Here is a 12,259-nt window from a genome sequence, read left to right on the forward strand (position 1 = left end):
CGTCACATGTGCGTACGCCCGACTGCGGCCCGGCCGGTCAGAACCGGCCCCCGCCGCCCCGCCGGCCGCGGGTCCCCCCGCCGCCGAAGCTTCCCGGCCCGCCGCCCCCGCCGCCGAACCCCCCGCCCCCGAGGCCTCCGCCGCCGAACCCCCCGCCCCGGCCGCCGCCCAGCAGCCCGCCGAGGATGATCCCGCCGAGCACGGCTCCGCCCATGCCGCCGCCCGCCCCGCCTCCCGCCCCGCCGGGGCCCGCGTACGCCCGTACGTCCTGTTCGGCCAGGCTCCGCGCCTCCCGGGCCAGCGCGTCCGCCCGCCGCGCCTCCTCCAGGGCGGACTGGGCCTCGCCCGAGGCCGCCGCGCCGGCCCGCTCCAGCAGCCGCTGGGCCTCCGCCAGCCGGGTGCGGGCCTCGGCTCCGACCGCGCCCCGGTGGGTCTCGACGTAGTCGGCGGCCGTGCCGACGGCCGAACGGGCGGTGAGCAGGGCTTGGTCCAGCAGCGAACGGGCCCGGCGGCCGCCCCGCTCCCGCTCGCGCGTCTCGATGAGCGCCTCGTCCAGCGCCGCGTCCGCCTCCTCCACCCGGCGCAGCGCGTCGACCGGGTCGTAGCCGCCCGCGCCCCGCTCCTCGCGCACCTCCGTCCCCACCGTCCGGGCGCGGGCGACCCGGCCGCGCAGACCGGCGGTGGGCACGCCGTCCGCGGTGCCCTCCAGGAGCCCGCCCGCCTCCGCGAGATCGGCCTCCAGCTCGGTGAGCGCGGCGGGCAGCCGCCCGTCGGCCGCCGCCAGTTCCCCGGCGAGCCGGCCGACCCCGTCGACGAGGGTGGCCGCCTGGCCGACCGCGCCCTCGGCCGCCCGGACGAAGACGGCGGCCCCGGCGGTGTCGCCGCCGTCCACCGCCTGCCGGGCCCGGTTGAGCGAGGAGGTCGCGAAGACCAGCCGGTCCTTGGCCTGGTCGACGGCGCCCGCGGCGGGGGCCGAGGCGGCGGGCGCGTACCGCTCGCGCAGCGCGGCGAGGGAGGTCTCGGCGTCCGCGACCCGGCCGGTCAGTTCCCGGAACGCGGTCTCGGCGGCCTCCAGCGCCTGCGGGGCGTCGCGCTCCAGCTCACGCAACCGGTCGAAGTCGGCGGCGACGGCGTCCAGCCGGGCATCGGCGTCGGTGCAGCGCGTGACGATCTCCTCCAGCATCCGGCGGCGGGTGGCGTCGTCCTCCGGGTCCGCGTCGTCGAGCCGCTGGCGCAGCCGGAAGGCCGCCGTCAGCTCGCCCCTGGCGAAGGCCACCGCCTCGGTGAACGGGGCCGCGGCCTCCTCGCCGAACTGGGCGGTGGCGAAGCCCAGTTCCTCGTCGCTCGTACGGACCGCGTCGTCCGTCTCCACGAGCAGCCGCCGGGCGCGTTCGTCGAGTGCGGGCAGCGGCTCCCCGTCCCGTCCGGTGTCCGCCGGTCCCCAGCCGGTGGCGGCCGGGGTGGTGCGGGTGGCGGTCCGCCGGCGGCGCCGGGTGAAGGCGTACGCCGCGACCGCCGCCGCTCCGCAGACCACCACGATCGGCAGCACCAGATCGCCGGTGCTCGTCCCGCCGGACTTCCCCGTTCCGGGGTCGGCGGCGCCCGGCGTGATCGAGGGGACGGGCACGGGCCGGCCCGCCAGCACCGCCGCGTAGCCGTGCGCGGCGCCGATCGCGGCGCCCGCCCAGTCGTAGCGGCGCAGCGCCGGTTCGATCGCGGTGTCCGCCACGTCCCGGAGCTGGGCGTCGGTGAGACGGGAGTCCTGGTCGACCGAGTAGGCGTACTGGCGGTCGTGGGTGGCGACGGCCAGCAGCAGGTCCTCGCGGCCGAGCCCGTTGCGGTCGGCCGTCGCGTCGGCCCAGTCCTGGGGCGGGCGCCCGGAGAAGTCGCGGACGTAGACCACGAAGAGCTGGAGGCGCCGCTCGTCGTAGAGCCGGTCGAGGGCGGTCACCACCTCGGGCCCGCGGTCGCCGAGCGCCCCCACCCGGTCGGTGATCTGCCCGTCCCGGGACAGCGCGACCGGATCGTCGGCGCGGGCGCCGGACAGCGGCGACAGGGCCAGCCAGGCCACCGCCAGCAGCACGGTGAGCAGGGCCCGGCCGGTTATGGGGATCCGGGTGCGGCTCTCGGGCGGCGTCACGTCTGCGAGGCTAAGTCCGCCCCCGGGCCCCCGCGACCCGGCCGGGCGGTCCCGGGGCGGGGTCCGTGCCCGCCCGTGCCCCGCTGCCCGTTCCCGGACCGCCCCGGCGTCCCGCCCCGCCGTTGGTACGGCCGGGGGACACCGGGGCGGCGGTGCCCGGGTCAGATGCTGAAGCGTTCCTTCGCGAGCAGCGGGCGTACCCGGGCGCGGAAGCCGCCGGTGCGGAACGGCCGCTGGAGCAGGCCGGGGCGCAGCGCCTGCGCCAGGGCGGCGGCGATCATCCCCTGGTCGAGGGCGAGCGCGAAGTCGCTGACCCGGCCGGTGGCGACGTTCACCGAGTCCCGGAAGCCGTACCCCTCGTGGTAGGCGCCGAAGTCCCGGTCCAGCGCCCGCAGATTGGCCAGCGCCTCGGCCGGGGCGTACGGCAGGGCGAGGAAGGAGGCGTGCGGCGTCACCACGCCGTTGGTGAACGCCGACGGGGGCGGCAGCGGGGCGCCGTCCGTGGTGTACGTGCGGTCGGTGTTGGACGCGTACCCGTCGAGCTGCATGCCGAGCGCGTCGACGCCGTACTCCTGGTAGCCGCCCTCGGGGACGTTGGCGGGCGAGAAGCCCCAGTAGCCGTACTCCGCCTCCTTCAGACCGTGGTCGATCTGGCCGCGCACATAGCGCGCGTGGGTGCGCCCCCAGGAGTGCGGCGACCACTCGGCCTCCGGCACGAACAGCGGGACCATCAGCGCCTCGAACATCGAACCGCCCCAGGTGGGCACCAGCTTGCGGCCCCGGTGGGTGTAGTGGCCCTGCCAGACGCGGATGCCGTCCATCGCCACGTAGCTGCCCTGCGGCTGCTGCTCCTGCTCGTTGCCCGGGACCATGGTGCGCAGCAGGTGCCAGTAGTGGTCGGCGGGCAGCGAGCCGTCCGCGATGCCCAGGTAACTGGCCATGCGGGGCTCGGTGTTGAGCGCCCCGTAGTGGTGCCCGGTGGGCTCCTCGGTGTCGGTCCAGAAGCCGCCGCGCAGCTGGCCCGGACCGGCGACCGGGTCCGCCGGGTCGTACGGCGTGTAGTAGTACGACCAGTCGGCGTCCGCCAGGATGCGGGCCACCCGGGGGCGCAGCGCGGGGGCCGCGTCGGCGGCGATGCGCAGACCGGTGACCAGCCAGGCGTTGTCGACGGAGGAGAGGAAGGGGCGGACCGGGTCGCCGGTGCCCGGCCACTCGGTGAGCACCGAACCGTCGTGCGCGTCGTACCAGTTGAGCCAGAAGCCGTGGTGGCGCTCCAGCCGCTCCACGGACCGCACGGTCAGCTCCAGCCGCTCGTGCATCGTGGCGTCGTCGATGACGCCGAGACCGGCGGCGGCGACCGTGGACCAGAGCCCGCAGCCGATGTTGGTGGGGGAGGTCTGGCGGGACAGGACGGGGGCGCCCGGCCCGCTGAGGTCGATCTTGTCGACGGCGAGGCCGAGCCCGGTCGTCATCGCCTCGATCGAACGGTAGGTGTCGCGGAACCAGCGCAGCAGCAGGGCGCGGTCCGGGGTGCGGGCGAGGGGTGCGGCGCCCGCGGCGGGCGCCGTGACGGCCGGGAGGGCCAGGGCCGCGGCCCCGGTTCCGGCGGCGGTGAGAAACGTGCGACGGTCCATGGATCCGGCTCCCTGTGGCAGAAGAGGAATGGCGGCGTTGCGTGGTGTTGCTCGGGTGCGGGGTACGGCGAAGCGGTACGGGGGCCGGCGGAGGTCAGGTTCCGCCGGCCCCCGTACGGGGTGGGAGCGGTCAGGTGCTCCCGGTCTCGGGGCCGGCGGTCAGCCGGCGGTGCGCGGCAGGGCGCGGGTGCGGCCCATCTCGCCCAGCCAGACGGCGGAGGGCTTCGGCAGCCGCTCGAAGGTCTCCGGGTCCCAGCCGATGAGGCCGAAGGTGGGCGCGTAGGAGCCCCACTCGTAGTTGTCGAGCGCGCTCCAGGCCAGATAGCCCTGGACGTTGAGGCCGTCCTCCAGCGCGGCGGCGACCTCGTTCAGCGCGCCGGTGTAGTAGTCGACGCGGCGGCTGTCGACGTCGGTGGCGATGCCGTTCTCGGTGACGATCAGCGGCATGCCGGGGCCGGCGATCTCGGCGGTGTGGCGCAGCGCGTGCCCGACGGCCTCGGGGTAGTACTCCCACTGCGTCAGGGTGCGCTCGACGTCGTCCGGGGTGGGGATCGGCCCGTCGGTGCCGATCCGCGTACGGGTGTAGGACTGCACGCCGATCCAGTCGTCGCCGCGGGCGGCCTCGATGAAGACGTCCTCGCGGGGGTGGCGGTAGGCGGCGGTGATCTCCTCGGCGCCCGGGAGCGCCTGGTAGACCTGGTTGGCGATGGTCCAGCCGACCTGGATGTCGGGGTTGATCGCCTTGACCTCCTTGACGGCCGCGTGGTGGGCGGCGATCACGGCGGCGGTGGTCTCGTCGTCGGGGGTCGGCAGTCCGGCGGGCGGGAAGCCGATCTCGCCGCGCTTGGCGAGCCCCGCCATGACGGCGATCATGTTCGGCTCGTTGATCGTGCAGACATGGGTGACGTCCGTGCCGATGACGGGTGCGCAGGCGGCGACGTACCGGGCGAAGAGTTCGGTGGCGCCCTCGGAGGTGAAGCCGCCGCGGGCCTCGAACCACTGCGGGACGGTGAAGTGGTGCAGGGTGATCATGGGGCGCAGGCCGCGCGCGAGGGCCCCCTCGACCATCCGGCGGTAGTGGGCCAGCTCGGCCCGGGAGAACTTCCCCTCGGCCGGCTCGATGCGGGCCCACTCGATGGAGAACCGGTAGTCGGTGAAGCCGAGTCCGGCGAGCACGTCCATGTCCTCGTGCCAGCGGTGGTAGCTGTCGCAGGCGTCCAGGCTGGGCTCCTGGATGTGGGTGCCCGCGGTGTGCTCCTTGACCCACCAGTCGCTGTTGGTGTTGTTGCCCTCGATCTGGTGGGCGGCCGTGGAGGCGCCCCACAGGAATCCTTCGGGGAACGGGACCTGGGTGTGCGTCATCGCAAACTGTCTTTCTGGGTGCGTGAGGGGTGCGGCCGGCGCGGGGTGGTGGGGCGGCGCGGCCTCGTGGAAGTCGGTGGGGCGGCCCGGGAAGGGGGTCCGGGCCGCCCGGGGCGGGCTACTTCATGCCCGCGGTGGCGATGCCCTGGGTGAAGTGGCGCTGGAGCGCGATGAACACGACCAGGACGGGCAGCACGATCAGGAAGGACCCGGCCATCAGCACGCCGTTGGATCCGCCCGCCTTGTTGGGGTCGGTGGCGAACGTGGCCAGCGCGACCGGCAGGGTGTACTTGTCGGGGTCGTTGGTCGCGATGAGCGGCCAGACGAAGTTGTTCCAGGAGCCCAGGAACGTGAAGATCGACAGCGTCGCCAGGGCGGGCTTGACCAGCGGCATCACGATGCGCCAGAAGATGTACCACTCGCCGGCGCCGTCCATCCGGGCCGCCTCCAGCAGCTCGTCCGGGATCGACTGCATGAACTGGCGCATCAGGAAGACCCCGAAGGCGCCCGCCGCGAACGGCAGCACCAGACCGGCGTACGAGTCGATCAGGCCCATCTTGCTCATCAGCACGAACAGCGGCAGCAGCATCAGGTTGCCCGGCACCATCAGGGCGCCCAGCACCAGACCGAAGATCTTGTTGCGGCCGGCGAAGTTCAGCTTGGCCAGGGCGTACCCGAGCATCGAGCAGAACACCAGGTTCGAGACGGTGACCAGCACCGCCACGATCACCGAGTTCATGAAGTACAGCGGCAGATCGAGCTTGTCGAGCAGCTCCCGGAAGTTGTCCAGGGTCCACTCGGTCGGGATCCAGACCGGCGGGCTGGCGGTCAGCTCGCTCTGCGTCTTGAACGCGGACAGGGCCATCCACAGGAACGGCGCCGACATGATCAGCAGACCGACGGAGAGCAGGACGTAGACGAGGACCCGCCGCACCGAACGGGGCCGCTTGCGGGCGGCGGGGTCCGGGGCGTTCCAGGACTTCTGCGACGGCGCCGTCGGGACGGCGCCCGGTGCTCGGGTGGCGCTCATTTCGTGTTGTCCTTCAGCAGTCGGAGCTGGAGCACCGTGATGCCCATGATCACCACGAAGAGGACGTACGCCATGGCGCTGGCATAGCCCATGTGGAAGAAGTTGAAGCCCTCGCGGTACATGTTCAGCGAGACGGTGAGCGTCGAGTCCGAGGGACCGCCCTGCGTCATCACGAAGGGCTCCTCGAAGACGTTGAGGTAGCCGATGGTGGTGATCACCGTGGCGTAGAGCAGGGTGGGCCGCAGCAGGGGCACGGTGATGGACCGGAACTCCTGCCAGAGGTTCGCCCCGTCCAGCCGCGCGGCCTCCCGCACCTCGGTGGGGATGGCCTGGAGGCCGGCGATGAAGAGGACCATGACCGTGCCGAGGTTCCGCCAGACCGCCATCGCGATCATGGAGGGCATGGCGAGCTTCTCGTTGCCGAGGAAGTCGGGGGCGGTGAGGCCCACCTCGGAGAAGAGGCCGGCGATCAGGCCGTCGCTCGGATCGAGCACGAACCGCCAGACGACGGCGACCGCGACGATCGTCGTGACGACCGGGGCGTAGAACCCGACCCGGAAGAAGGTCCGGGCCCGGTCGATGCCGTTGTTCAGCAGCACCGCCACGACCAGTCCGAGGAAGATCGTGAGCGGGACGCCGACGACCACGAAGTACGCGGTGTTCCACAGCGACTTCACGAACTTCTCGTCGCCGAACAGCTTCGTGTAGTTGTCGAAGCCGATGAAGTTCGCGTCCATCGGGTGGGTGACGTTGCGCAGGCCGAAGTCCGTGAAGCTCATCACCAGCGTGGCGATGATCGGGACGGCCATGAAGACGAGGAACAGAACGAGGAACGGGGTGGAGAACAGCCACCCGGCCAGGTTCTGCCGGCCCAGCGAGCCCTTCTTCCGCGTCTTTCCGGGCCCGGCGGCCGGGGACGCGGTCCCCGGCCCGGCCTGCACCTCGGCCGGCTGCGCGGCCCTTCCGGTCATGGTGCTCATGGCTCCTACTTCACGAGGCCTTCGATCTGGGACTGCGCGGTCTTCAGCGCGTCCTCGGCGGAGGCCTTGCCCTGGGTCACCTTGGCGATGGCCTGGTCGACCTTGTCGGTGATCTCGGTCCAGTTGGACAGCGACGGCGAGGACTTGGCGGTGTCCATCTGCTTCTTGAAGACCTGGAGGTCGGCGTCGTCGGCGAGGGCGCCGGAGGTCCAGGCGGAGGTGTTCGCCGGCAGGTCCTTGGTGCGCTCGTACCAGTCGGCCTGGCCCTTGGTGTCCGTCAGGTACTTGATGAACTCGGTGGCCGCGGCCTTGTGCTCACTGTCCTTGGAGACCACCAGGGAGGAGCCGCCCGCCATCGAGACGGAGGACCGGTCGGCGGGCACGTTGGCCACCGCCCACTTGCCCTTGATCTGCGGCTGGCCCTCGTTGAGCAGGGTGACGTGCCAGGGGCCGCCGAAGAACATCGGGACGCGGCCGTTGCCGAAGTCCTTCACGACGTCGTAGCCGGGCTGCACGGACTTGTTGGACAGGCCCTTGTCGAAGTACGAGCCGTACTCCTTGAGCGCCTTGACGGCGGCCGGGCTGTCGATGACGACGTCGCCCTTGTCGTCGACGATCTCGCCGCCGGCCGAGTACAGGAAGGAGTAGAAGTTCTGCACCGTGTCCAGGCCGCTGGGCTGGATGGACAGGCCCCACTTGGTACCGGCCTTCTTCTGGTACGCGGTGGCGAGGTCCTGCATCTCCTTCCAGTCGGTCGGAGCCTTGGTGATCCCGGCCTTCTCGGCCAGGTCGGTGCGGTAGTAGAGGACGCGGGTGTCGACGTACCACGGCACGCCGTACGCCTGGCCGTCGACCTCGCCCTGCTGCCAGCCGGCCGGGAAGAAGTCCTTCTTCCGGAAGGTCTTGGTGTCGACCGGCTCCAGCACGCCCAGCTCGGCGAACTCGCCCATGTAGCTCCCGCCCATCTGGGCCACGTCCGGCATGGTGCCGGCGGCGGCCGCGGAGACGAGCTTCTGGTGGGCGACGTCCCAGCCGACCGGGGTCACCTTGACGGTGATGTTCGGGTGGGCCTTCTCGTACTCCTTGGCCACATCCGTGAGCTTCTCGCCCTCGGCCCCCATGGCCCAGACGGTCAGCGTCTGCTTGCTGTCCGCGGCGACGTCGTCGCCCCCCGAGCCGCCGCAGGCGGTGAGACCGAGGGCGAGAACGACGGCGATGCCGACTCCGGTGGAGGCGTTTCTGGCGGTGCGGGACATGGAGGGCTCCTCCTTGAGCAATCCGGATGTATGCGCTGCCTGTAAGCGCATACATCACTCTGCGGCAGAGATTCGGAAATCCGCAAGAGGGTGCTGGGTCACACTCGTGCAACGTGCCGGTCACGTAATGGGTCAGCTTGAAACGGTACGGGGGGTGTGGGGGTGAAAGGGGGTGATGTGACCGATTACGCATGGTTGGCCCGGGGTTCGACGGGCGCCCGCGGATGACCGGCGGATGCCCCGGAACGTCAGGAGGATGCCCGCGAACGTCCTGGAAGGGGGCGGGATAGTGTCGTGATCATGACTTCGTTCGTGCATGACTTCCCCTTCGACCCGGCCTACGGGCACACGCTCGACGACCTGAGGGCCGTGCCCGCCCCGCCCGCCCCCGAGGACTTCGCGGCGTTCTGGCGGGCCCGCTACGAGGCCGCCCTCGCGGTGGACACGGCGCCGGAGCTCGGCCCGGTGGAGGAGGAGCGCGACGGGGTCCGGATCCACTCCGTGACGTACACCTCGGTCGGCGGCGTCCGGCTCGGCGGCTGGGTGGCGCTGCCCCTGGAGGCCGGGCCGGTGCGCCACGGCTTCGTCATCGGCCACGGGTACGGCGGCCGGCAGGACCCCGGCCCCGAGGTGCCGCTGCCGCTGCCCGGCTCGGCCGCGATCCTGCCGTGCGTCCGGGGCATGGTGACCCGGGGCACCGTCGAAGGCATCCCCGAGGTCTCCTCGGCCCACGTGCTGCACGGCATCGCCTCGCGCGACACCTACGTCATCGGCGACTGCGTGGCCGACCTCTGGTGCGCGGCCTCCGCGCTCCAGGAACTGGTGCCCGAACTCGCGGGCCCGGGGCGGCTGGGCTACCTCGGCGAGAGCTTCGGCGGCGGCCTCGGCGCACTGGCCCTGCCCTGGGACCCCCGGTTCGCCGCGGCCCAGCTGACCGTGCCCACCTTCGGCAACCACCCGCTGCGGCTCACGCTCCCCTGCGCGGGCAGCGGCGAGGCCGTGCGCGGGTACCACGCGGACCACCCCGAGGTCGTGGAGGTGCTCCGCTACTTCGACGCCGCCACCGCCGCCGGATTCGTGGAGCTGCCGACGCTGGTGGCCGCCGCGCTGTTCGACCCGTACGTGCCGCCGCCCGGCCAGTTCGCCGTGCACAACGCCCTCGCGGGCCCCGCGGAACTGCGGGTCCTGGAGGCCGGCCACTTCGAGCACGAGGGCCTGGCGGCCGAGGTGGCCGCGCTGGTGGCGGCCCGGCGGGAGTTCTTCGGCAAGCACCTGGGGTAGCTGCCGCACGGACGACGGGAGGCCGCGGCGCGGGTGCGCGGCGGCCTCCCGGGGCGTTTCCGGTCCGGGGGCCGGGGATACGGCTCCCGGACCGGCCGCTCCGGCGATTCCCGGTTCGGCGCGCGGGGCTCACCTGACCCGCGCGGCTCACCGGACCCGCGCGGGCCATCGCCCCTCAGCCGCAGCCGCAGCTCGCGCGGCGGACCGGGGAGACCGGGAGGGTGAGGGAGACGGGCTCGCGGCCGGTGTTGTTGAGCCGCTCGACCAGCAGCTCGACGGCCTGCTCGCCCAGCTGCCGGATCGGCTGGCGGACCGTGGTCAGCGGCGGCTGGACGATCCGGCTGAGCGGGATCCCGTCGAAGCCGGTCACCGCCATGTCCTGCGGCACCCGCACCCCGCGCCGGGCGAGCGCGCGCAGCGCGCCCACGGCCATCTGGTCGTTGGCGAAGAGCATTGCCTCGGGCGGCTCCCCGCCCCGGTCCAGCAGCGCCTCGGCGGCCGCGGCGCCCTCGGCCTGCTTCATCATCGGCGTGCGCAGCGCCGGGGCGTCCGGCACCGGCAGTCCGGCGTCCCGGCAGGCCTCGCGGAAGCCCCGGAAGCGGGCCTCCGAGTCCGGCGAGTCGGTCTCGCCCGCCACGAAGGCGAGCCGGCGCAGCCCGTGGTCCTCGATGAGATGGCGGGCCAGCTCGCGCTCGCCCTCCTCGTTGGCGACGACGATGTGGTCGAGGTGGTCTATCTCACGGGGGCCGGCGAGCATCACCACCGGCAGCCGGCGCGAGATCACCTCCAGGTCCTCGGTCGGCACGGTCTGGGCGAGGACGGCGAAACCGTCGACCCGTCCGGCGACCTTCGCGACCAGCGACTCCGGGCCGCCCTCCAGGGACGCGGCGATCAGCAGCGCGTACCCGTGGCGCCGGGCGGCCCGCTCCATGCCCCGGATGATCTGGTCGGAGTAGAGCATCACCGCGTCGTCGGCGTCGCTGTCGGCCTCCGCGTCGGCCTCGGCGTCCGGGTCCGCGTAGTCCGGGAAGCAGAGCCCGAGCACCCCGGTCGTCCGGCTCGCCAGCCCCCGGGCGTTGCCGCTCGGCACGTAACCGAGCTCCCGGGCGGCTTCCAGCACCCGCTCACGGGTCTGCGCGCGCACCGAATCGGGGGTCCGGTAGACCCGGGACACCGTGGCAATGGAGACGCCCGACCGCTCCGCGACGTCGTACACCGTAGGGGCGCTCACTCGACCGACCGTCCGCTTCTTCTTCCGTACCGGGACGTGCCGCGACGGAGGACCGCGCACACGTTTTGAAAGCGCATTCACCCTAGATCGCGGGACATGTCAAGGGCAAGGGTGACCCGTATCGCGCCGAATCGCCCCGCTGAAGTCGACAGGCAACCTTGCAAGATTTCCTGCGTATCTCGTACGGTGACGGCATGGCCCGACCCTCCGGTACCGCCCCCGCCGACCCGACCCCCGAGGAGGTGGCGGACCAGCTCGCCTCCGTGGTCGGCCGGCTGCTGCGCCGGCTGCGCTCGACCTCGTCCGAGGGCCTGCTCACACCGACGCAGCGCTCCGCGCTGGCCCGGCTCCACGACATGGGGCCGACCACCACGGCCGGTCTGGCCCGCGCCGAGTTCGTCCGCCCGCAGTCCATGCGGCTGACCCTGGGCGCGCTGGAGGAGGAGGGACTCGTCGCGCGCTCGCCCGATCCGGCCGACGGCCGCAAGTCCGTCATCTCGCTCACGGACACCGGCCGCGCGGCCCTGGCCCGGGTCCGGGCCGCCAAGCGCGACTGGCTGGCCGACGCGGTCGCCGCCGAACTCGACGGGGCGGAGCGCCGCACGGTCGCCGAGGCCGTGGCTCTCGTCGAGCGGCTGATCGGTTCCTGACCGGCCGGCCGCGCACCGCACCGCCACCCCCGTACCGCCCCGCACCACCCCCGTACCGCCCCTCAGGCGCCACCCCGCAAGGAGCCCCCGTATGACCGCCACCACGCTCGATCCGGCCACCGCGCTGATCGTCGTCGACCTCCAGAAGGGCATCGTGGGACTGCCCACCGCCCACCCCGCCGCAGAGGTCGTCGCCCGTGCCGCGACGCTCGCGGACGCCTTCCGGGCCAAGGGCCTCCCGGTCGTCCTGGTCCGGGTCACCGGGGGTGCCCCCGGCCGCACGGAGGGGCCCGCCCGCTCCGGCGGGGCCCCGGCCGCCGACTGGGCCGAGATCGTCCCCGAGCTGGGCCCGCGCGAGGGCGACCTCGTCGTCACCAAGCAGCAGTGGGGCGCCTTCTACGGCACCGACCTCGACCTCCTGCTGCGCCGCCGGGGCATCACCCAGGTCGTCCTGGCGGGCATCGCCACCAGCATCGGCGTGGAGTCCACCGCCCGTGCGGCGCACGAGCACGGCTACCACGTCACCCTCGCCACCGACGCCATGACCGACATGAGCGCCGAGGCCCACGACAACAGCCTCGCCCGGATCTTCCCGCGCCTGGGCGAGTCCGACACCACGGACGCGATCGTCAAACTGCTCGGCTGAGCCCGGACCGTGCGGCGTCCCACCCCTCGGGGAGAGCCGCCGCACGGCC

Annotated in this window: 10 protein-coding genes; 3 read left to right on the forward strand and 7 right to left on the reverse strand. The window is 73.1% G+C overall.

The annotated features are described in order from the left end of the window. Positions 1-37: 37 nt before the first annotated feature. The 6 genes from ACFVDM_RS07715 to ACFVDM_RS07740 all read right to left on the reverse strand — a co-directional run bounded on the left by ACFVDM_RS07715 (position 38) and on the right by ACFVDM_RS07740 (position 8,402). Positions 38-2,140, reverse strand: a complete 2,103-nt coding sequence (locus ACFVDM_RS07715; protein WP_383634535.1) for a TPM domain-containing protein — start codon at positions 2,138-2,140, stop codon at positions 38-40. 161 nt (positions 2,141-2,301) lie between these two features. After that, the gene (locus tag ACFVDM_RS07720) at positions 2,302-3,774 is read right to left on the reverse strand and encodes a glucoamylase family protein (RefSeq protein ID WP_383634537.1); all 1,473 of its coding nucleotides are present in this window, start codon (positions 3,772-3,774) and stop codon (positions 2,302-2,304) included. A gap of 159 nt (positions 3,775-3,933) precedes the next feature. Next, the gene (locus ACFVDM_RS07725) at positions 3,934-5,136 is read right to left on the reverse strand and encodes a glycoside hydrolase family 1 protein (protein ID WP_383634539.1); all 1,203 of its coding nucleotides are present in this window, start codon (positions 5,134-5,136) and stop codon (positions 3,934-3,936) included. A gap of 118 nt (positions 5,137-5,254) precedes the next feature. Beyond that, on the reverse strand, positions 5,255-6,166 hold the full coding sequence (locus tag ACFVDM_RS07730; RefSeq protein ID WP_383634541.1) for a carbohydrate ABC transporter permease: 912 nt from the start codon (positions 6,164-6,166) through the stop codon (positions 5,255-5,257). After that, the gene (locus ACFVDM_RS07735; protein WP_383634543.1) at positions 6,163-7,146 is read right to left on the reverse strand and encodes a carbohydrate ABC transporter permease; all 984 of its coding nucleotides are present in this window, start codon (positions 7,144-7,146) and stop codon (positions 6,163-6,165) included. The genes ACFVDM_RS07730 and ACFVDM_RS07735 overlap by 4 nt, the downstream gene beginning before the upstream one ends. Before the next feature lie 5 nt (positions 7,147-7,151). Then, positions 7,152-8,402 carry a sugar ABC transporter substrate-binding protein gene (locus tag ACFVDM_RS07740; protein ID WP_383634545.1) on the reverse strand — a complete coding sequence of 417 codons (1,251 nt, stop codon included), beginning with the start codon at positions 8,400-8,402 and terminating at the stop codon, positions 7,152-7,154. Between the two features lie 300 nt (positions 8,403-8,702). On the opposite strand from ACFVDM_RS07740, the gene ACFVDM_RS07745 reads away from it, so the two are divergent. Beyond that, positions 8,703-9,683, forward strand: coding sequence for an acetylxylan esterase (locus ACFVDM_RS07745; protein ID WP_383634547.1), 981 nt, complete (start codon positions 8,703-8,705; stop codon positions 9,681-9,683). A 175-nt stretch (positions 9,684-9,858) separates the two neighbouring features. Here ACFVDM_RS07745 and ACFVDM_RS07750 read toward each other — a convergent pair whose 3' ends face one another. Further along, positions 9,859-10,914: a LacI family DNA-binding transcriptional regulator gene (locus ACFVDM_RS07750; protein ID WP_383634549.1), complete on the reverse strand. Its 1,056-nt coding sequence runs from the start codon at positions 10,912-10,914 to the stop codon at positions 9,859-9,861. A 194-nt stretch (positions 10,915-11,108) separates the two neighbouring features. On the opposite strand from ACFVDM_RS07750, the gene ACFVDM_RS07755 reads away from it, so the two are divergent. Both ACFVDM_RS07755 and ACFVDM_RS07760 read left to right on the forward strand, forming a co-directional pair. Then, entirely contained in the window at positions 11,109-11,564 is a 456-nt protein-coding gene (locus ACFVDM_RS07755) for a MarR family winged helix-turn-helix transcriptional regulator (protein WP_383634550.1), read from the forward strand. Positions 11,565-11,655: 91 nt separating this feature from the next. Next, on the forward strand, positions 11,656-12,210 hold the full coding sequence (locus ACFVDM_RS07760) for an isochorismatase family protein (RefSeq protein ID WP_383634552.1): 555 nt from the start codon (positions 11,656-11,658) through the stop codon (positions 12,208-12,210). Positions 12,211-12,259: the final 49 nt, after the last annotated feature.

Source organism: Streptomyces sp. NPDC057682 (genome assembly GCF_042799575.1).
GTDB lineage: Bacteria > Actinomycetota > Actinomycetes > Streptomycetales > Streptomycetaceae > Streptomyces.

Excerpts from the sequence above, each read along its gene's own strand:
- ACFVDM_RS07745 (WP_383634547.1), top strand. The coding sequence starts at position 8,703 with ATGACTTCGTTCGTGCATGACTTCCCCTTCGACCCGGCCTACGGGCAC.
- ACFVDM_RS07730 (WP_383634541.1), bottom strand. The coding sequence starts at position 6,166 with ATGAGCGCCACCCGAGCACCGGGCGCCGTCCCGACGGCGCCGTCGCAG.
- ACFVDM_RS07725 (WP_383634539.1), bottom strand. The coding sequence starts at position 5,136 with ATGACGCACACCCAGGTCCCGTTCCCCGAAGGATTCCTGTGGGGCGCC.
- ACFVDM_RS07740 (WP_383634545.1), bottom strand. The coding sequence starts at position 8,402 with ATGTCCCGCACCGCCAGAAACGCCTCCACCGGAGTCGGCATCGCCGTC.
- ACFVDM_RS07720 (WP_383634537.1), bottom strand. The coding sequence starts at position 3,774 with ATGGACCGTCGCACGTTTCTCACCGCCGCCGGAACCGGGGCCGCGGCC.
- ACFVDM_RS07755 (WP_383634550.1), top strand. The coding sequence starts at position 11,109 with ATGGCCCGACCCTCCGGTACCGCCCCCGCCGACCCGACCCCCGAGGAG.
- ACFVDM_RS07760 (WP_383634552.1), top strand. The coding sequence starts at position 11,656 with ATGACCGCCACCACGCTCGATCCGGCCACCGCGCTGATCGTCGTCGAC.
- ACFVDM_RS07735 (WP_383634543.1), bottom strand. The coding sequence starts at position 7,146 with ATGAGCACCATGACCGGAAGGGCCGCGCAGCCGGCCGAGGTGCAGGCC.